The sequence below is a fragment of the Acidimangrovimonas sediminis genome, assembly GCF_002871005.1.
GTDB classification, from domain to species: Bacteria; Pseudomonadota; Alphaproteobacteria; order Rhodobacterales; family Rhodobacteraceae; genus Acidimangrovimonas; species Acidimangrovimonas sediminis.
In genome coordinates this window covers 45079-64721 of sequence record NZ_PHSN01000002.1, presented here as the reverse complement: position 1 = coordinate 64721, position 19643 = coordinate 45079, and the positions used below count along the sequence as shown (strand labels likewise).

Here is a 19643-nt window from a genome sequence, read left to right as displayed (position 1 = left end):
CGCCCCCCTGCTCGCAGGCCTCAGCCCTTGGTGAACTGATCCACGTCGCGCACCGCGCCGCGCGCGGCCGAGGTGGTCAGCGCGGCATAGGCCTTGAGCGCGCCCGACACCTTGCGCGTACGCTTTTCCTCGGGCGTCCAGCCCTTGGCCTCGCGCGCGGCCCGGCGTTCGGCGATCACCGCGTCGTCCACCGCAAGGTTGATCTTGCGCGCCGGGATGTCGATCTCGATCAGATCGCCCTCTTCCACCAGACCGATGGTGCCGCCCTCGGCCGCCTCGGGCGAGACGTGGCCGATCGACAGCCCCGACGACCCGCCGGAAAAGCGCCCGTCGGTGACCAGCGCGCAGGCTTTGCCCAGCCCCTTCGATTTCAGATACGAGGTCGGGTAGAGCATTTCCTGCATCCCCGGCCCGCCGCGCGGCCCCTCGTAGCGGATCAGCACGATGTCGCCCGGCTTCACCTTGTTGGTCAGGATCGCGCTCACTGCGCTGTCCTGCGATTCGAAGATCCGCGCGGGGCCGGTGAAGGTCAGGATCGACTCGTCCACGCCCGCCGTCTTCACGATGCAGCCGTCCTCGGCGAGGTTACCGTAAAGCACGGCCAGACCGCCGTCCTGGCTGAAGGCATGGGCCTTTTCGCGGATCACGCCGGTGGCGCGGTCGGTGTCCAGCGTGGGATAGCGCCGCTCCTGGCTGAAGGCCTGGGTGGTGCGCACGCCACCGGGCGCGGCACGGTAGAAATCATGCACGCTTTCGGAATTCGTGCGCTTCACGTCCCAGCGGTCCAGCGCGCGGGCCATCGTCTCGGCATGGATGGTGCCGACCGAGGTGTCCAGAAGCTCGGCACGGTCCAGCTCGCCCAGGATGCCCATGATACCGCCCGCGCGATGAACGTCCTCCATATGCACGTCCTGCTTGGCGGGCGCGACCTTGCAGAGCACCGGCACATGACGCGACAGCCGGTCAATGTCGGACATGTCGAAATCGACCTCGCCCTCATGCGCGGCGGCCAGCAGGTGCAGCACCGTGTTGGTCGACCCGCCCATCGAGATATCCAGCGTCATCGCGTTCTCGAAGGCCTTCTTGGACGCGATCGAACGCGGCAGGACGCTGGCGTCGTCCTGCTCATAATAACGCCGCGCCAGATCGACGATCAGGTGACCTGCCTCGACGAACAGGCGTTCGCGGTCGGCATGGGTGGCAAGGGTCGAGCCGTTGCCGGGCAGCGCGAGGCCCAGCGCCTCGGTCAGGCAGTTCATCGAGTTCGCGGTGAACATCCCCGAGCAGGAGCCGCAGGTCGGGCACGCGGCCTCCTCGATCGCCTGCAGCTTGGCGTCGGACACGCTTTCATCCGCGGCGGCGACCATGGCGTCGACGAGGTCGAGCGCCATTTCCTTGCCCTCCCACGTGACCTTGCCGGCCTCCATCGGACCGCCCGAGACGAAGATGACCGGAATGTTCAGCCGCATCGCCGCCATCAGCATGCCGGGGGTGATCTTGTCGCAGTTCGAGATGCAGATCAGCGCGTCGGCGCAGTGCGCGTTGACCATGTATTCGACGCTGTCAGCGATGATCTCGCGCGAGGGCAGCGAATAGAGCATGCCGTCATGGCCCATGGCGATGCCGTCATCGACCGCGATGGTGTTGAATTCCTTCGCCACGCCCCCGGCCTTTTCGACCTCGGCCGCGACCAGCTGGCCAAGGTCCTTCAGGTGCACGTGCCCCGGTACGAACTGGGTGAAGGAGTTGGCGATGGCGATGATCGGCTTGCCGAAATCGCCCTCTTTCATGCCCGTGGCGCGCCAGAGGCCACGGGCCCCGGCCATGTTGCGTCCATGGGTGCTGGTTCTCGAACGGTAGCGTGGCATCGGGTCCTCCCGGCTGGCAAGTTTGGCGCCCTGCTTATCCGCCTCGCAGCTGAGAGTGAAATATATTAAACTGCGCCTATTGGGTCGCAGGAGATATAAGTATGGACATCCGCCAGCTCAGGCACTTCGTGGCCGTGGCCGAGACCCTGCATTTCGGCCGCGCGGCGGAAAAACTGGGGATGACCCAGCCGCCGCTGTCACAGTCGATCCGGGCGCTGGAGGAGGAGCTTGGCGCGGCCCTGTTCGTGCGCACCCGGCGGAGCGTGGCGCTCAGCCCCTTCGGCGCGGAATGGCTGCCGCATGTACAGGCGGCGCTGAAGGGGGTGGCGGGGCTGAAGGACAGCGCCGGACGGATCCTGCGCGGCCAGACCGGGCGTCTGGACCTGTCCTTCGTCAGCACGGCGGATTATTCGGTGCTGCCCCTGCTGGTCAGCCGCTTCCGCGCCGCCCGCCCCGAGGTCGAGCTGTCGCTGACCGAGGCCACGAGCGACCGGCAATTTGCCCGGCTTGCGGCGGGCGAAGGTCAGGTGGGCATCGTCATCCCGCCCGGCACCGATCGGCTGCCGCCCTCCCTCACCTACCGGCGGCTGGGGCGCGAACCGCTGGTCGCCGCGGTGCCCGAAAGCTGGATCGCCGGGGGGCGCATCGCGCCCGCGCCCGGGGGGCTGGCCGCCGCACAGGTGATCGACGCCCCGCTGATCGTGTTTCCCCGCACGGCGGCGCCGGCCTTCCACGACCTCGTGACGGGGTATTTCACCGCCCGCGGGGGGGCGGCCCAGGTGGTGCAGACGGCGATCCAGATGCAGACCATCGTCAGCCTCGTCTCGGCCGGGATCGGCATCGCGCTGGTGCCCGCCTCGCTGCGCAACCTCGCGCGGGTCGGGGTGCGCTACCTCGATCTGGCAGACAGCCCGCCGATGCTGGAAACCGGGCTGGCGTGGTCGCGGGACGACACCTCGCCGATCCTTCAGGCGTTCCTGCAGGTCGCCGAGGAGGTGCGCGAGGAGATCGCGGCAGAAGCGCCCTGAGATCCGCGCGAGAAAGGCAGCGCCCGACCCTGGGTGGGCGCTGGCGCGACGATCATGGTCCGCGCTGTATCGCGTCACGCTCCCCCCCTGACGGCTGAGCCTGCGGTGACGTTGACATGCGCCCTCCCATGGGGAGGGTCGGGCGCTGCCCGGGCTGGTCGCCCGGGCGAGAAGGTGGAGGTGGGCGCGCGCCGCCCCTACCCCCACATCGCCCGCATCTGCGCGGCCACGTCGATCGGCGCGGGCGCCGGGCGGGGCGTGGCCTCGCCCTGAACCGGCGACCAATGCCGCGCCTCGAACCGGTCGAGGATCTCGCCCGGGATGAACCGCGTGCGCATGGCGTAGACGTGCCGGTCGCCATTCCGCGTCTGTTGCGTGACGTAGAACCGCAAGGGCAACCCGAGCGTCAGCGCCTCCTTCGCGCGGGTCATGGCTACGTAGAGCAGCCGCCGCTCCTCTTCGATCTCGGGCTGGGTGCCGGTGCCCAGATCGGCGGGAATGCAGCCGTCAACCGCATTGAGCAGATAGACCGATTTCCACTCCTGCCCCTTGGCGGAATGGATGGTGGACAGGATCAGGTAATCCTCGTCCTTCAACGGCACGCCCGCCTGATCGCTGGTGGCATCCGGCGGGTCGAGGGTCAGGTCGGTGAGAAACGCCTCGGCGCTGGCATAGCCGCCCGCGATCGCCTCGAGCTGGGCCAGATCGGCCTGCCGCGCTTGCGGATCCTCGTGCAGACGCTCCAGATGCGGCGCGTACCACGCCCGCGCCGCAGACAGCGTGCCGGGCCAGCCCGCGCGCACGGTCATCGCCGCAACGAAGGCGGGCCAGTCGGCCCCCGCCCGCGGCGGCGGCGCCACGTCGGCCAGCGCGGCCAGCGGATCCGGCGCCAGATCCAGCGCATCGAGGATCCGCCCCGCGGCCTTGGGCCCGATGCCGGGGATCAGCTGCAACACCCGGAACCCCGCCACCCGGTCACGCGGATTGCGCCCCAGCCGCAGCATCGCCATCAGGTCCTTCACATGCGCGCTGTCGAGGAACTTCAGCCCGCCGAACTTCACGTAAGGCACGTTGCGCCGGGTCAGCTCCGCCTCGATCTGCACGGCGTGGGACGAGGTGCGGAACAACACCGCCTGCTCCTTCAGCCGCATCCCCGTCTCGCGGTCGGCCAGGATCTGGTCGACGAAGTGACGCGCCTGCTCGCCCTCGGTGTTCACCGTCACCAGCGCGGGCTTGCGGTCCGACACCCGGTCGGTCCACAGCTCCTTCGCATGGCGTTCCCGGGCGTAGCCGATCACCGCGTTCGCGGCCGCAAGGATCGGCTGGGTGGAACGGTAGTTGCGGTCAAGTGTCACCACCTCGGCCCGCGGCTGGAAGGTGTCGGGAAAGTCGAGGATGTTGCGCACGGTGGCGGCCCGGAAAGCATAGATCGACTGCGCATCGTCGCCCACCACGGTCAGCCCCCGGCCATCCGGTTTCAAAGCGGTCAGTATGCGGGCCTGAAGGCGGTTCGTATCCTGGTATTCGTCGATCAGCACATGGTCCCAGCCATCGCCGATATGGGCGGCAAAACCCGGATCCGCCATCACCTGCGCCCAGGCCAGCAACAGGTCGTCGTAATCCAGCACGTTCTGCGCCTGCTTCGCCATGACATAGGCCGCAAACAGGCGCTTCAGCTCCGCCTCCCAGCGCAGGCACCAGGGAAAATGGTCGCGCAAGACCTCGGCCAGCGGCTCCTCGGCGTTCACGGCCCGGGAGTAGATCGCGAGGCAGGTGCCCTTCATCGGGAATCGCGTCTCGGTCTTCGACAGACCTTCGCCATGACGGCAGAGGTTCATCAGATCCGCGCTGTCCTCGCGGTCGTGGATCGAGAATTCGGGGTTCAGGCCGATCGAGGGGGCAAGGTCGCGCATGATCCGCGCACCGATTCCGTGAAAGGTGCCGGCCCAGGTCAGCGCCTCGGCGGCCACGGCAGTGCCCATGGCGCGCGCGGTGATGCGCTCCACCCGGCGGGTCAGTTCGGCCGCCGCGCGGCGGGAAAAGGTCATCAGCAGGATGCGGCGCGGATCGGCGCCGTTCACCAGCAGATGCGCCACCCGATGCGCCAGCGTGTTGGTCTTGCCCGACCCCGCCCCCGCGATCACCAGAAGCGGCGGCGCGGCGGGCGCCCCGGGGGAAACCCCGAACTCCACCGCCGCCCGCTGGCCCGCGTTCAGCCCGTCAAGGTAGCCGCCCGCCCCCGGTGCCTGCCCGGAAACCGCGCCCTTCGCCCCGCCGATCGCCGCGACGCTGTCCGCCTGTGCCATGCCTGCCCTGCCCGCTTTATCCTCAACCGCTCGTTCGGATCAGGATAACCGTTAAGGAACATAAAGGGAACTTTGTTCTGACGGACGCGCGGAGCAAGCATGCCGACACCCCCGCACGAAGAACGGCGCAGGCTTGGGCCGAAATGAGACACGACGTGAAGTGCGGAAAGAAGCGGAGGATGGTACCGCCTCCCTGGCTTGAACAGGGGACCTCTGGATCCACAATCCAGCGCTCTAACCAACTGAGCTAAGGCGGCACTGTGGGCCGTTTACCGCCCCGCCCTGTCGATTGCAAGAGGGTCTTGCACCGCCATCTGCCCTGCCATGCGCCCGGCCTTTCGCGGTGCCTCCCTTGCCGCCAGCACGGCCCCCGCCAGCACCGCCGCAAGACCGGCCCACAGCGTGGCGCCGGGCCGTTCGTGCAGCAGCAGCACCCCGAGAATCGCCGCCGTCACCGGCGACAGGCCCAGCAGGACGGTCGCCCGGGTCGGCGTCGTGTGGCGCAGCGCGGTCAGCCACAGCACATAGCCCGCACCGCTCGACAGGCCGATGAACCCGACCACCGCGATCGCGCCCGGCCCCAGCGCCGCCAGCCGCGCCACCGGCGCTTCGGCCAGCGCGAAGGGCACCAGCGCGACCACCGCCGCGGCCATGGCCACGGTGCCCACCTGCAGGGTCGGGTAGCGCAGCAGGTAGGGTCGGTAGAACACCGCGCAGCCCGCCCCCGTGATCGCCGCCGCCAGGATGGCAAGGCCCCCTGCAAGACCCGCCGCTCCCACCGCACTGGTCCCGTCACTGGCCCCAATACCGGCGGCGATCAGCCCGCCCTCCAGGGTCAGTGCGACGCCGGCGATCGACAACAGCGTGCCCAGCGTCTTGCGCCAGGACATGGTTTCGCGCCCCAGCACGGCCGCCAGCACCATGGTCAGCAGCGGGAAGGTCGCGAAGATCAGCGCCCCGCGACTCGCCGGGATCCGCACGAGCCCCCAGTTCAGCAGCGCCACAAGAAGGCCGAACTGCGCGATCCCGAGGCCCAGCACGGGAACGAGATCGGCCAGCCGGAACCCCACCCGTCGGGACCGCAGCGCAAAGGGCACCAGCACGAACAGCCCCACCGCGTAGCGCAGAGAGGCCAGCGTCGCCGGCCCGAGATCGGCCGCGACGTAGCGGGTGGCGACAAGGGCCGCCCCGACCTGCACCCCGGTCAGCGCGGCTGCGATCAGCCCCCGCCGCTCGCTCACAGGTCGATCTCCCAGGTCTGTTCCACCACGTCCTGCCCGAACGAGCGGACCGCCCTGCTTCCGGTCAGGACAAAGCCGGTCCGGGCATAGAGCGCGCAGGCGGCACGGTGGCTCTCGTGCGTCCAGAGGCTCATCCGCCGGTACCCGCGGTCCCGCGCCCAGCCCATGCAGGTGGCCAGCATCCGCCGGGCGAGCCCCGTCCCCCGCGCCTCGGGTTCGACCAGGAAAAGCCGCAGCTTGGCGGTTCGGTCATCCAGCCGGACGCAGAAGATCGATCCCAGCCGCCGCCCCGCGGCCTCGGCAATCCAGCCGCGCTCCCACGCAGGGTCGTGGCCGCGCAGGAAGGCCGCGATCACCTCGGCCACCAGCGCCTCGAAACTGCTGTCGAACCCCTCGTCCCGGGCGTAAAGCTCCCCGTGCCGCTGGACGATCCACCCCGCATCGCCCGGCATGAGGTCGCGCAGAACAATCTCGGCCGGCGGCCCCTCGAGCAGGGTCTGCGCCCGGGCAAGCGCCTCGGTCAGCGCGGCCTGCCCCGGCGCCCCCAGCGGGGCCAGCATCTCGGCCAGCGCGGCCCGGGACCGGTCGCGCAGCGGGGCAAAGGCGGCCCGGCCCTCGGCGGTCAGGGTCAGAACACGCCTGCGCCCGTCCCCCGGGCTCGGGCGGCGCTCGATCCAGCCGCGGGCCTGGAACCGCTTCAGCATCCGGCTGAGGTAGCCCTCGTCCAGCGTCAGCGCCTGCGCCAGGTCGCGCGCGCTGCGCAGCTCCCCCTCGGCCAGTTCATAGAGCACCCTCACCTCGCTCAGCACGAAGCCGCTGTCGAGGTAGCTGCGGTTCAGAAGGCCCAGCCGGCCGGTATAGACCCGGTTGAAGGCACGGATCCGGTCGATCTGGTCGCGCGCGGGCGCGCGCTCGGCATCCATCTTGTCACGCGCAGACGCGCGCTCGGGCCTGTCTGTCATGGCGATGTCCTCCCCCCGATGGAAAAGCACGATTACTTGCCTCAGTCAAGCTATGCGGCCCTTGCGTACTTGGCCGATCGGGGCTACGCGGTGGCATCCCGGAGGGTTGGACATGAGCATCGACAAGCAAAGCGACATCGCGGCGAACCTGCAGATCGGGCCGACCACGCTCGGCATGGTGAGGATCTACGTCGAGGCGGAGGGCGTCGACCTGCCGCTGGACTTCGAACCCGAAGAGGCGGAAGAGATCGCCGAGGAACTCATGGCCGCGGCCAAGCTGGCCCGCAACGCCGCCGACAAGTCCAAGGACCGCAAGCCGAAGGGCAAGCCGCGCCGCGGCTGACCGGGGCTTTCCGCCCCGCTTTTCCGGACGATGCGTTTCGGCGGCCGGCCGGGGCGCCTCGACCTCGGCCTCACACTCTGGCCTCAGCCACCGAAGGGACCCACCGGATCCCTCAGGCCCTGCAACTGCCGCGCCGCCTGCCGGGCAAAGGCCCGCATCACCACCTTGCGCCGCGCCGCCGGCAGGTGCAGCGCCTCGGGCATCCGAAGGATCTCCGCCCCGTAGCCGTCGGCAAGGATCAGCCCACTCTCCGGCGGAAGCAGATCCTGTGGAAACGCGGCATCCACCGCCCAGAAGAACCGATCGCAATGCGCAAGGTACCCCTGCCATTTGCGGTCGGAGGTGAAATCCGCGCGGCTTGACTTGCACTCCACCACCCAAATCTCCCCTTTCGGCCCGACCGCCATGACATCAACCCGAAGCCCCTGCGCCGGCACCATCTCGGGCAGCGGCACGAAATCGTGGCTCAGCAGCGCGCGGCAGACACCCCGGGCCAGCACCTGGCCGGGCTGAAGGCCGCCCGGCGGCGCGCTGGAGGAGTCGGAAGGGTTGCTGGCGAACATGACCCGAAAGATGAACAAAAGATGAACAATGGTCAAGGCCGCCACATCCGTCCAGCACCCCCCGCTGGACGGCGACGCAGGACACCACCGGGACCGACCGGCCCCGCCCCTCCCCTCCCGCTCAGAGGCGGCTGCGCATCACCACGCCAAGGAAGATCAGCATCGACGCCAGCACCACAAGGGATCCGACGATCGCCATGGCCGGGCGGCCGGTCGCCTCGGACAGCGCGATCCCGGCGGGAAAAATCCACACCCCAAGGGTCGCCACCCAGAAATGCACGCGCGCCAAGGCGGTTGCGCCCGCCCGTGGCACCACGTGGTAGAACAGACCGAAGATCGCCATGAGCACCCCGCCGACGAGGTTGAGATGCGCATGCGCGGGCGCCATCTGGAAATCATGGGCGATGCCCATGCTGATGCCCCAGAGCATTCCCAATGTCAGGTAGACCGCCGCCGAGGCGACGAAGAAGAAGCCCAGTCCCTTCACGTCCCTGCCCTCCCTGAAGGTCAAACAGGCCCAACCCCGGAAAAACGATACCACCGCGCCCGCACCGCTCAAGCGAAATCCCCCCTTGTCGGGCCGAGGGCGGCGCCCTATCTACGGGACTGGCGGGTTCTGCCCCTCTCGTGCGAGGCCCTTTTCCAGTGGCCGATAAGCAATTCCGAGGGAGCTGGCTCTGCCGGGACCGTGGTCCCGGTATCTGGCGCCCACCTGGTACATCCAGGCTCTCGGGAAAATGACACCTCCACGGTTGCCGCGGGCCCGCCGCTCCCCCCCTCTCCACAGTCGCCGCCAAATTCCTTCAAAAGGAATTTGCAAAATTCTTGGGAAGAATTTTGCGCCCGTCGGCGCCAGCGTCGGGTCCCGTCGCGCCGGGTCTGCGCACCGTCGCCCGGGTCATCGCAGCTGCAAAGGGCAGGCCTGAAAAAAGCGGGGCCAGCAAAGGGCAAGGCATGAAAAAGGGCGGGTCACCCCGCCCTGTTCCGAACGCAAATCGGATCCTGTCTCAGCCGCGGCGCCGCGGCTGCTGACCGGGGCGACGCCGCGCGGGCGCCTCGGCGCGGATCATGGCCGGCTCGTCGAAACGGATCCGCCGGCGGTGGCCGCCGCGCGGGCCCTCGTCATCCTCCGCCATGCGCATCACGGCAATCGCGAACTGGACGCCCGCGAAGACGACACCGTTGGCCATCCAGAGCATCAGCCCCGCAAGATACCCGCCCCGCGTCTCAAGCACGAGGTGACCGAGGTTCGCGACATTGAAACCGACAAGAACCGCCACGAACACGGCAGCCACGAGCCAGCCGATCAGGACGTTGCGGATGTACATGTGCACGAGTTTGGGCATCTGGGCCTCCCGAAGATCTACCCTTCAAGATAGCGCGATTCGGCGGCTTGCCTAGAGGCATCTCGACGCAGAGCGGGAAACTTTGCCGACGCGCCCCCTCTGCACCGCCTTCTTCCGTCGCGGGAGCGGACAGGAAATCTGTCCGCACGGAGCTTCCTCGGGGGGCCTCCGCCACCGGCCCACCGCCGCGCCCATGCCGGCCAGGCGCTGCGCCGGGACGAAATCAGGGCGGCGAGACGATCAGAACGCCTCGGGCCGGGCCTCGCGCGCCATGTGGTCGATCACGGCGTTGACGAATTTGGTCTCGCGGCCCTCGGGGAAGAATGCGCGGGTGACCTCGACATATTCGTTGATGACCACCTTCGGCGGCGTGTCCAGCGCCACCAGCTCGGCCCCGGCGGCGCGGAACAGCGCGCGCAGCACCGGGTCAATCCGCGCGATCGGCCATTTCGCGACCAGCGCGCGGTCGGTCATCTGGTCGACCTTGGCCTGCCAGTTCACCGCCTCGTCCATCACCTTGCGGAAATGCTTCGGGTCGCCCTCGGCCATCTCGTCGCCCTCGTAGACGGCGCCGAAACGGTGATCCTCGAACTCCTGGATCACCTGCTCGACGGTCTGGCCCGAGCGTTCCATCTGGAACAGCGCCTGCACCGCGTACAGCCGCGCCGCGGCCTTCATCTGGCGCTTGTCGGGGGTCGTGCTCATGCCTGGTCCTTCCCGGTCATGCCCTGTCCGGCGACCTGGAATTCGCCACCGGGCTGAAAGCCCACCGGTCGCGACGTCCCCGACCAGCGCCGTGCCAGCGCGATCAGGTGCAGCGCCGCATCGGCCGCGCCGCCGCCCTTGTTCTGCCCCTTGGCCTCGGCGCGCACTGCGGCCTGGGCATGATGCTCGACCGTCAGGATGCCGTTGCCGACGCAAGCGCCCTGCAGCCCCAGCAGCATCAGCGCGTGCGAGCTGTCGTTGCACACCGTCTCGTAATGCGTGGTCTCGCCGCGGATCACGCAGCCGAGCGCGACATAGCCGTCGTAGTTCGACAGCCGCGCCGCCAGAGCGATCGCCTGCGGCACCTCGAGGGCGCCGGGCACCTCGATCGTCTCATGCGTGCCGCCCACCGCCTCGATCGCGGCGCGGGCACCTGCAACCAGTTGATCGGCGATGTCCTTGTAATAGGGTGCGACCACGATCAGCAGCTTAACGGGCGTGTCGAAGACCGGCTTCGGCAGGGTGTGGTGGGTCTCGGAACTGGCCATTGTCCTACTCCAGCGAGATAGGCCGGGTGCCGGTGATCGACAGGCCATAGGCCTCGAGTCCGACCACCCGGGGGGTGGGAGAGTTGGTGAGCAGCGTGATCTCGGAAATCCCGAGCGAGGTGAGGATCTGGGCGCCCACGCCGTATTGACGCAGCGTCTGCGGCGAGACACTTCCCTCGGTCGCGAGCTTCATCGTGACGTCGCGCAGCAGGACGACCGCCCCCCGCCCCTCGGCCGCGATCATCCGCATCGCCGCGCCGAACTCGCCCGAGCGGCCCGCGCCGCCCGTGCCGATCACGTCGAGGAACGGGTCGAGCGTGTGCATCCGCACCAAGACCGGCTCCGGCCCCGAGACGTCGCCCTTGATCAGCGCGATGTGCTCGGCGCCGTGGGTCTCGTCGGTGAAGATGCGCAGCGCCCATTCGCCGCCGAATTCAGACCGGATGACGCTTTCGCGGGTCACGCGGACGAGGTTGTCGTGACGCCGGCGGTAGGCGATCAGGTCGCTGATCGTGCCGATCTTCAGCCCGTGCTTCTGCGCGAAGGCCACAAGGTCGGGCAAGCGCGACATGGAGCCGTCCTCGTTCATGATCTCGCAGATCACCCCCGAGGGGTTGAGGCCGGCCAGGCGGCTCACGTCCACCGCGGCCTCGGTATGGCCCGCACGCACCAGCACCCCGCCCTCGCGCGCGCGAAGCGGAAAGACGTGGCCCGGGGTGGCGATGTCCTGCGGCCCCTTCGAGGCGTCGATCGCCACGGCCACAGTGCGGGCGCGGTCATGCGCCGAGATGCCCGTGGTCACCCCCTCGCGCGCTTCGATCGACAGCGTGAAGGCGGTCTCGTGGCGCGAAGAGTTCTTGGCGCTCATGAGCGGCAGCCCCAGCGCATCGATCCGCGCGCCCGGCAGCGACAGGCAGATCAGCCCGCGCCCGTGGGTCGCCATGAAGTTGATCGCTTCCGGCGTCGCCATCTGCGCGGGGATGACGAGGTCGCCCTCGTTCTCCCGATCCTCGTGATCGACGAGGATGAACATCCGCCCGTTGCGGGCGTCTTCGATGATCTCCTCGATGGGGGAGATCGCGTCGGAATATTCGGTGGTCTCGGTCATCGGCCCTCGCGCTCCTGTCCCGTGCCGGCACCCCGGCGGCCCGGCTTTATCGCGGCGGCGCGCAAATGGAAATGCCAAAGAGCGCAGACCGGACGTGCCCCGAGACACAGAACGCCGCGGAACACAGAATTTTCGGCCCCTCGCCCAGCCCGGGCCACAATCTCCGGGCAGGGAAGTCCTGAAACGGCAAGTACGGGTGGGCACGGGCGCATGGGCAAGACGATCGCGATCGAAACGCAAGCAGAGACCGCCACAGCCGTCGCACGCGCGCGCGCCCTGTCCGCGGCGGTCGCCCGTGGCGGAGCGGTCGCGAGGGTCGCCGCCGGGGCGGCAAGGCGCAACAGGGTGCTTCTCGGACTGGTCGCCGCGCATTTCTTTCTGACCCTGATCGCCGGGCGCATCGCCGGCGTTCCGTTCCACCCGGGCACCCTCGCTGCGCTGGCGCAGATCTTCTACATGTTGCTGCCCGTCTTCCTGACCGGCGCGGTTGTCCTGCGCTTCCTGCGCATGGCGCGGTACGTGCGCCCCGCGCATCCGGTGGCGTGGTTTCTTCAGGATCTGCGCGCGCTTGCCACGGCACCCGGCCGCGCGGCAGACGGGGTGCTTGCGCTGATCGCGCTTTCGGTCTTCACCGGCACCTTCTCCTATTTCAAGGAGCTGATCCCCCACCTCGCGCCGTTCTCATGGGACACCACCTTCTCGCATTGGGACAAGCTGCTGCACTTCGGCGTCCTGCCGCAGACCCTGCTGTTGCACGCCTTCGGCAATGCCTACGTCATCAGCGTCCTGAACGCGGTTTATCAGGGCTGGTTCTTCGTGATGTTCCTGATGATCTTCGTCGCCGTGTTCTCGACCGCCGACCGCGCCAGCCGCAACACGTTCCTGGTCGGCTTCGTTCTGGCCTGGGGCATCGGCGGCAACGTGATCGCGACCCTCCTGTCCTCGGCGGGGCCCTGCTACTACGACAGGCTCGGCTTCGGCCACGCCTACGACGGGCTCATGTCGACGCTGCAGGCCTATAACCGGATCGCGCCGAACTGGTCGCTCAGGGTGCAGGAAATGCTCTGGGACGGTTACCTGGGTCATGGCGGCGTTCGCGGCATCTCGGCCATGCCGTCGATGCACGTGGCCTCGACCACGGTGCTGATGCTCTACGGCTGGCGGCGCGGACGGAACGTCGGGCGCTGGCTGACGCTGTTCTGGGCGCTGATCTGCACCTCTGCCGTCATACTCGGCTGGCATTACGCGATCGACGTCTACGCGGGATTTGCCTGCGGGCTGGCGGCGTGGTGGGGCGCGGCACGGCTGACAGGCGACCGGGCGTTCACCCGCCGGTCGCGCGTGCCCGATCAGGACCCCGCTCAAGCACCCGGTCAAGCACCTGCGAAGTAGCGATCCGCCGGCAGGTAATAGGCAAGGCCCGCGGCAGAGGACCAGTCGCGTTCAAGCGCCATGTCGCCCACCAGGATCACCCGGTCGCCGGGAAGCTTCATCGGGTCGAGCGCGGCGCGGATCGCCGCGCGGGCGGCGGGCCAGCTGGCGAGCGCGTGCGGGGCCGGATCGGCCGCGTCGAGCACCGGCGCCGCCTCGAGGACCCGCGCGGGGCTGAGCGGCGCCTGGGCCAGCGCGATCCGGCCGCAGGACGCGAGGGCGGCGAGCTTCTCGGCCCGGTCGCCCGGCAGATGCGGCGCGGGCGCGATCAGCCGCAGTGCGTTCGACGAGAACAGGAACGCCACCACGTCATGCCCGGTCGAGGCCCGCACCGAGGCGTAGGTCTTGTAATCCAGCCCCAGCTCGGCCGCGCGGCGCACGCGCATCCGCACCACCTCGACCGGCAGGGTATTGGGCAGGAGGCTGGCGCGCGCCCGGGTCCAGACATGCTTGCGCCAGCTGTAGCCGCCCTCCAGCGTCGGGCCATTGTTGTGGCCGATCATGCTCATGCCGGGACCTCGGCGGCCCAGTCCTGAAGCCGGGCGACGTAGCGGGCCATGGTGTCGACCTCGAGGTTGACCATGTCGCCCTGCGCCGCGGTGCCCCAGGTGGTGACCTGCTTGGTATGGGGGATGATGTTGACGCCGAAGTCGCGCCCAGAAACCTCGTTCACGGTGAGCGAGGTGCCGTTCAGCGCGATCGACCCCTTGGGTGCGATGAAACGCGCGAAGGCCTCGGGCGCCCGAAAGGTGAAGCGGGTGCTGTCGCCCTCCTCCTCCATACCCACGATCTCGGCCACGCCGTCGACATGGCCCGAGACGATGTGGCCGCCCAGCTCATCCCCGACCTTCAGCGCGCGTTCGAGGTTCAGCACCTGACCCGCCTGCCAGCCGTTGTGGCCGATGTTGGTCTTGGAAACGGTCTCGGCCGAGATCTCGACGTCGAACCAGGGCTCGGGCGTCTCGCCCAGGGCAATCACCGTGAGGCAGACCCCGTCGCAGGCGATCGAGGCGCCGATGTCGATGGTGGCAAGGTCGTAGGCGGTGGCGATGCGGGCGCGCAGGTCGCCGCGCTTTTCGACCTGCAGCACGCGGCCCTGGTCGGTGATGATGCCGGTGAACATGGCGGCTCTCCTTCGCTTTCACCGAGGCGTAGCCGCCGCGCCCGGGCGTGTCCAGAGGGAGGCGCGGCGCGCGCCGGCGGCCGGATCCGCCCGGGACCGTGGCGCGATGGCCCGCGGCTGCCCTCCCGGCGCCCCACTTCCGCCATGGGCCCTTGTCAGACTGGCTGAAATCGCGTGACAAAGCCGCCGCAGCGCGGCACTGGAAGATATGCCCCGGAACCGCGGGGCCGTGTGACTGTGTGGTGCGGGTTGGGGACATGGGCGAGACGGGCAGCGAAGGCGAAGGCGCGCGCAGCGGCGTGACCGGTGTCGTGACCTCGGCAGGCGGAACTCCCGCCGCCCTGGAAGACCGCGTTCCAGCCCCGACACGTCGGGTCAGGACCGGCGACGAAAGGGGCGCCTCCGCGGGGGACGTGGGGGACACCGGCGCGGGAGATGGCGCGGGGGATACTTCGGCGGCGGCCATCTCGGGGCGCGGAAGGCGGTTTCTGTTCCTGCAAGGGCCGCACGGCCCCTTCTTCCAGCGGCTGGGATCGATGCTTGGGGCTGCGGGGGCCGGGGTGCTTCGCGTCGGCTTCAACCGCGGCGACGAGGCCTTCTGGTCCGACCGGGCAAGCTACCTTCCCTATCGCGGTACGCCAGAGGACTGGCCCCGGACCTTCCGCGCCCTGGTGGCCGAGCACCGCATCACCGACATCGTGCTCTATGGCGACACCCGCCCGATCCATGCCGAGGCGGTGACGATCGCCCGCGCGATGGGGCTCGCGGTCCATGTCTTCGAAGAGGGGTACCTGCGTCCCTACTGGGTGACCTACGAACGCGGCGGCGCCAACGGGCACTCGCGCCTCATGCAGATGGAGGTGGCGGAGATGCAGGCCGCGCTGGCGCAGCTGGACATGGAGCTGCCGGATGCGCCCGCGCGCTGGGGCGACATGCGCCAGCACATCTTCTACGGCGCGCTCTACCATTACTTCGTGCTGACCCGGAACGCCGCCTACCGCGCCTTTCGCCCGCACCGGGCGCTGAGCGTGCGACAGGAGTTCCGCCTCTACCTGCGGCGCCTGCTGATGATGCCCGCGCACAAGCTCGAACGCTTTGCCGCGACCCAACGGATCAAGCTTGGCGGCTTTCCCTATCACCTCGTTCTGCTGCAGCTGGAACACGATTCAAGCTTCGTCATGCACTCGCCCTTCGAGACGATGACCGAGTTCCTCGCGCTCTGCATCGAGGGTTTTGCCGAGGGCGCGCCACCGCACCACCACCTTGTCTTCAAGGCCCATCCGCTAGAGGACGGCCGCGTACCCATGGCCGAGGATATCCGCCGCCTGGCCGAGGATCACGGCGTCTCCCACCGCGTGCATTTCGTCCGCGGCGGCAAGCTGGCCGCGCTGCTGAACCACGCCCGCAGCGCGGTGACGGTGAATTCCACCGCCGCGCAGCAGGTGCTCTGGCGTGGTCTGCCGCTCAAGGTCTTCGGCGCTGCGGTCTATGCCAAGCCGGAATTCGTCTCGACCCAGCCGCTGCCCGATTTCTTCGCCCATCCGTCGCGCCCCGACAGCCGCGCCTACCGCGATTATCGGCACTACCTGCTTGAAACCTCTCAGGTTCCCGGCGGGTTCTATTCCGCGCGCGGGCGGCGGGAGCTGCTGCGTCAGGTGGTCGACATGATGCTGGCCCCGCAAGACCCTTATGACGCGCTGAGTTCGGGCAACGCGGCACCCCGGCAACAGTTGCGCCTGGTAAAGTGACCGGCCGCGCCGCCAATGGGCAACAGGCTGGCTTTTTGTCTCGGATTTATGTACGTTTACGGCAAAAAGCTGAGGCAGAAATCCAGGTCAAGGAGCCCGGGCAGTGAAAATTTGTGATTTTGCAGGGGTCAGGGTACTGGCCTGTCTGGCGCTTGTCGCGCTGGTGGCGGGGTGTGCCCTTCCCCGGCCCGGCCCCAACAAAAGCGAGATTTACGAGGGCTCCGTACAGCGCAAGGGCGATGCGTTCATCGTCAGCGTGAACGACCGCGTGACCCGCGCCACCGCTGTCACCCCGGCGCTCGGCTTCTCGAAAAGCTTCGAGAGGGCGGGGCTGGTCGGCTCCGACATCATCCACGACGGCGACAAGCTGGGCGTCTCGGTTTACGAGAACGTGACCGATCCGCTGCTCGGTGCGCCCGGGCAGAAAGTGTCGCAGCTGGCCGAGATCACGGTGGATGGCGCGGGCTACATCTTCGTGCCCTACGCCGGCCGCATCAAGGCCGCCGGGCTGACGATCGAGGGGCTGCGCCAGTCGATCACCAAGAAGCTGGACACCCAGACCCCGGATCCGCAGGTCTCGGTCATCCGCGTGCCGGGCGACGGCGCGACGGTGACGGTCGAGGGCGCGGTGACCGGCCAGGGCGTCTTCCCGATCGACCGGTCCACCCGCACGCTGGCGGCGATGATCGCCAAGGCCGGCGGCGTGTCGATCCCGGCCGAGGTGGCGCTGGTCACGGTGACCCGCGGCCACCAGCAGGGCAAGATCTGGCTCAACGACCTCTATGACAACCCCAGCCTCGACATCGCGCTTCGCCCGGGCGACCGGATTACCGTGGAAAAGGACCGCCGCTCCTTCACCGCGCTTGGCGCCACCGGCAGCCAGACCCGGGTGAACTTCGACCAGAACACCCTGTCGGCGATCGAGGCGATCGCGCAGGTGGGCGGGCTGAACCCGCTGCTGGCCGATCCGACCGGCGTCTTCGTCTACCGCAACGAACCCGCCGCCATCGCCAACCAGGTGCTGGGCCGGACCGACCTCGTGGGGCCGCAGCGGATGATCTACGTCCTCGACCTGACCAAGCCCGAGGGCATGTTCGAGGCGCGCGACTTCCTGATCCGCGACGGCGACACGCTCTACGTCACCCAGGCACCGTTCGCCCAGTGGCAGAAGGCGATCTCGGCGATCACCGGCTCGGCCAACGGCGTCGCTTCGATCAAGACGTCGACCGGCCTCTAGGCGTGACGGGCGACGTCGCCCAGGAAAACCGGGCCGCCGGGGGGGAAACCCCTCGGCGGCTCTACTGTTATGCGGGGGGCCTGCTGCGTCCGGGACGTGTGCGGCGGATCCTGACGCTGGCCGGACTGCGGCCCGCGCTTGGCCTCCCGGGCGCCGAGGACCCGGTGGGCGTATGGGGCCGCAGCCCGCTGGCGGCCCGGGGCGAACGGGTGGCCGCGCGCCATGGCAGCCCGGTGATCCGGATCGAGGATGCCTTCCTGCGCTCGGTGAAGACCGGGCGCGACGGGGCGCCGCCGCTGGGCCTGCTGATCGACCGCTCGGGCGTGCATTTCGACCCCTCCACCCCCACCGATCTGGAACGGATGCTGGCCACCCATCCGCTGGACGACTCCGCCCTTCTGCAACGTGCCCGCGACGGGATCGGTCGCCTGAAGGCCGCGGACCTGTCGAAATACAACATCCACGATCCCGCCCTGCCCCCGCCAGAGCCCGGGTATGTTCTGGTCGTCGACCAGTTGAAGGGCGATGCCTCGATCCGCCACGGCGGTGTCGCCGAGGGCGTCTTCCGCGAGATGCTGGCCTATGCGCAGATCGAGCATCCGGGCGCCCGGATCCTGATCAAGACCCACCCCGAGACCTCAGGCGGCCACCGCCCCGGCCATTACGGCCCGGATGACGAGAGCGACCGGATCAGCCTCTACGACGCGCCGGTCTCGCCCTGGGCCTTGATGGAGGGCGCGATCGCCGTCTACGCCGTGTCGTCGCAGCTTGGGTTCGAGGCGATCCTTGCCGGGCACAAGCCCCGGATCTTCGGCCGCCCCTTCTACGGAGGCTGGGGGCTGACAACGGACGAGGCCCCTGAACCGCGGCGCGAGCGCAGGCTGACCAGGGCCCAGCTTTTCGCCGCCGCCATGATCCTTTATCCCAACTGGTACGATCCCTGCCGCGACCGGCTGTGCAGCTTCGAAGAGGCGGTGGATCAGCTCGAGGCCGAGGCCCGCGCCTTCCGCGAGGACCGTCACGGCCATGTCGCCATGGGCATGCGCCTGTGGAAACGGGCGCCGTTGCAGAAGGTCTTTGGCCGCGCGCGTCGGATGACGTTTCAGGACGACCCGGCGAAGGCGCGCGCCACGGCGGATGAGACCGGGCGCCGCCTGATGGTCTGGGCGGGCAAGGAGACACCGGAGATGGGCGAGGACCTGATCCGGGTCGAGGACGGCTTCCTGCGGTCCCGGGGCCTCGGCGCCGCACTGATCCCGCCCCTGTCGCTGGTCACCGACCCCTGGGGCATCTATTACGACCCGACCCGCGAAAGCGCGCTGGAACGGCTGATCGCGGCGGGCCCTCCCCCCGGCGGCACGCTGAGGGCAGAGCGACTGGTGCGCGGGCTGATCCGGGACCATTTGTCGAAATACAATATTACCGGGCAGATGCCCGATCTGCCCCTTGGCCACAGGATTCTCGTTCCTGGTCAGGTGGAAGACGACGCTTCCATACGTCTTGGCGCCGCTGAGATCCGCACGAACCTTGACCTTTTGCGACAAGTGCGCGCCGCCCACCCAGAGGCGGTGATCGTCTACAAACCCCACCCGGATGTCGAGGCCGGCCTGCGCAGTGGCGCCATCCCCGAGGCCGAACTTTCCCCGCTCGCAGACGTCACCGCCCGCCACGCCGACCCGATCGCGCTGATCGAGGCCTGCGACGAGGTCTGGACGATGACCTCGCTCATGGGGTTCGAGGCGCTGCTGCGCGGCAGGCCCGTCACCTGCCTCGGTGCGCCGTTCTACGCGGGCTGGGGGCTGACGACCGATCTTGGCCCGGTGCCCGCGCGGCGCAGGGCACGGCCGGATATCCATGCCCTCGCCCATGCCGCGCTGATCGCCTACCCGCGGTATTTCGATCCGGTCAGCGGCCTGCCCTGCCCGCCCGAGGTGGTGGCCGACCGTCTTGCCCACGGCCCTCTGCCCCGGCCCGGCCCGGCGAACCGCCTGCTGGCCAAAGCGCAGGGGATGATGGCCAGCCGCGCGCACCTCTGGCGCTGAGGCCCCTTCTGGGCTACATGGGCGCCCACACCTAAAGAGGCGCA

18 protein-coding genes and 1 tRNA gene are annotated in these 19643 nt (G+C 68.9%); 6 read left to right on the top strand and 13 right to left on the bottom strand.

The features are described 5' to 3' along the window. Positions 1 to 20: 20 nt before the first annotated feature. Positions 21 to 1868 carry a dihydroxy-acid dehydratase gene (ilvD, locus tag CVV76_RS02205; protein ID WP_102222988.1) on the bottom strand — a complete coding sequence of 616 codons (1848 nt, stop codon included), beginning with the start codon at positions 1866 to 1868 and terminating at the stop codon, positions 21 to 23. Between the two features lie 101 nt (positions 1869 to 1969). On the opposite strand from ilvD, the gene CVV76_RS02200 reads away from it, so the two are divergent. After that, complete coding sequence (locus CVV76_RS02200) at positions 1970 to 2896, top strand: LysR substrate-binding domain-containing protein (protein ID WP_102222987.1); 927 nt, start codon at positions 1970 to 1972, stop codon at positions 2894 to 2896. Positions 2897 to 3093: 197 nt separating this feature from the next. Here CVV76_RS02200 and CVV76_RS02195 read toward each other — a convergent pair whose 3' ends face one another. The 4 genes from CVV76_RS02195 to CVV76_RS25630 form a co-directional block, all read right to left on the bottom strand. After that, positions 3094 to 5202 (bottom strand): ATP-dependent helicase, encoded by a 2109-nt coding sequence (locus CVV76_RS02195; RefSeq protein WP_102222986.1) that lies wholly within the window; start codon positions 5200 to 5202, stop codon positions 3094 to 3096. 180 nt (positions 5203 to 5382) lie between these two features. Continuing rightward, positions 5383 to 5459 (bottom strand) — tRNA-His (locus tag CVV76_RS02190). Between the two features lie 12 nt (positions 5460 to 5471). Beyond that, on the bottom strand, positions 5472 to 6443 hold the full coding sequence (locus CVV76_RS02185) for a DMT family transporter (RefSeq protein ID WP_199178475.1): 972 nt from the start codon (positions 6441 to 6443) through the stop codon (positions 5472 to 5474). Then, a complete protein-coding gene (locus CVV76_RS25630; protein WP_199178474.1) occupies positions 6440 to 7405 on the bottom strand; it encodes a bifunctional helix-turn-helix transcriptional regulator/GNAT family N-acetyltransferase in 966 nt (321 codons plus the stop codon). The genes CVV76_RS02185 and CVV76_RS25630 overlap by 4 nt, the downstream gene beginning before the upstream one ends. Positions 7406 to 7517: 112 nt before the next feature. Between CVV76_RS25630 and CVV76_RS02175 the strand changes: the two genes are divergently transcribed. Next, positions 7518 to 7748: a DUF6324 family protein gene (locus CVV76_RS02175; RefSeq protein WP_102222985.1), complete on the top strand. Its 231-nt coding sequence runs from the start codon at positions 7518 to 7520 to the stop codon at positions 7746 to 7748. Between the two features lie 83 nt (positions 7749 to 7831). Here the strand turns inward: CVV76_RS02175 and CVV76_RS02170 are convergent, their stop codons facing one another. The 6 genes from CVV76_RS02170 to ribB all read right to left on the bottom strand — a co-directional run bounded on the left by CVV76_RS02170 (position 7832) and on the right by ribB (position 12018). Beyond that, entirely contained in the window at positions 7832 to 8311 is a 480-nt protein-coding gene (locus CVV76_RS02170) for an MmcB family DNA repair protein (RefSeq protein ID WP_102223007.1), read from the bottom strand. A gap of 121 nt (positions 8312 to 8432) precedes the next feature. Continuing rightward, positions 8433 to 8798, bottom strand: coding sequence for a heme-copper oxidase family protein (locus CVV76_RS02165; RefSeq protein WP_199178473.1), 366 nt, complete (start codon positions 8796 to 8798; stop codon positions 8433 to 8435). A gap of 520 nt (positions 8799 to 9318) precedes the next feature. Next, positions 9319 to 9657 carry a hypothetical protein gene (locus tag CVV76_RS02160; RefSeq protein ID WP_102222984.1) on the bottom strand — a complete coding sequence of 113 codons (339 nt, stop codon included), beginning with the start codon at positions 9655 to 9657 and terminating at the stop codon, positions 9319 to 9321. Positions 9658 to 9897: 240 nt separating this feature from the next. Then, positions 9898 to 10362 (bottom strand): transcription antitermination factor NusB, encoded by a 465-nt coding sequence (gene nusB, locus CVV76_RS02155; RefSeq protein WP_102222983.1) that lies wholly within the window; start codon positions 10360 to 10362, stop codon positions 9898 to 9900. Beyond that, a complete protein-coding gene (locus CVV76_RS02150) occupies positions 10359 to 10910 on the bottom strand; it encodes a 6,7-dimethyl-8-ribityllumazine synthase (protein ID WP_102222982.1) in 552 nt (183 codons plus the stop codon). Before CVV76_RS02150 ends, nusB begins: the two co-directional genes overlap by 4 nt. Before the next feature lie 4 nt (positions 10911 to 10914). Continuing rightward, entirely contained in the window at positions 10915 to 12018 is a 1104-nt protein-coding gene (gene ribB, locus CVV76_RS02145) for a 3,4-dihydroxy-2-butanone-4-phosphate synthase (protein WP_102222981.1), read from the bottom strand. Between the two features lie 345 nt (positions 12019 to 12363). Here ribB and CVV76_RS02140 point away from each other — a divergent pair, with 345 nt between their 5' ends. Further along, on the top strand, positions 12364 to 13410 hold the full coding sequence (locus CVV76_RS02140) for a phosphatase PAP2 family protein (protein ID WP_233192683.1): 1047 nt from the start codon (positions 12364 to 12366) through the stop codon (positions 13408 to 13410). Here the strand turns inward: CVV76_RS02140 and CVV76_RS02135 are convergent. Together CVV76_RS02135 and CVV76_RS02130 are read right to left on the bottom strand one after the other, a co-directional pair. Further along, entirely contained in the window at positions 13392 to 13958 is a 567-nt protein-coding gene (locus CVV76_RS02135) for a hypothetical protein (protein ID WP_102222979.1), read from the bottom strand. The two genes, CVV76_RS02140 and CVV76_RS02135, sit on opposite strands and share 19 nt — an antisense overlap. Next, positions 13955 to 14572, bottom strand: a complete 618-nt coding sequence (locus tag CVV76_RS02130; RefSeq protein ID WP_102222978.1) for a riboflavin synthase — start codon at positions 14570 to 14572, stop codon at positions 13955 to 13957. The genes CVV76_RS02135 and CVV76_RS02130 overlap by 4 nt, the downstream gene beginning before the upstream one ends. A 536-nt stretch (positions 14573 to 15108) precedes the next feature. On the opposite strand from CVV76_RS02130, the gene CVV76_RS02125 reads away from it, so the two are divergent. From CVV76_RS02125 to CVV76_RS02115, 3 genes are all read left to right on the top strand, one after another. Continuing rightward, entirely contained in the window at positions 15109 to 16320 is a 1212-nt protein-coding gene (locus tag CVV76_RS02125) for a capsule biosynthesis protein (protein ID WP_102223005.1), read from the top strand. Between the two features lie 103 nt (positions 16321 to 16423). Beyond that, positions 16424 to 17557 (top strand): polysaccharide biosynthesis/export family protein, encoded by a 1134-nt coding sequence (locus CVV76_RS02120; RefSeq protein ID WP_102222977.1) that lies wholly within the window; start codon positions 16424 to 16426, stop codon positions 17555 to 17557. A gap of 2 nt (positions 17558 to 17559) precedes the next feature. Next, a complete protein-coding gene (locus CVV76_RS02115; protein ID WP_233192681.1) occupies positions 17560 to 19599 on the top strand; it encodes a capsular polysaccharide biosynthesis protein in 2040 nt (679 codons plus the stop codon). Positions 19600 to 19643: the final 44 nt, after the last annotated feature.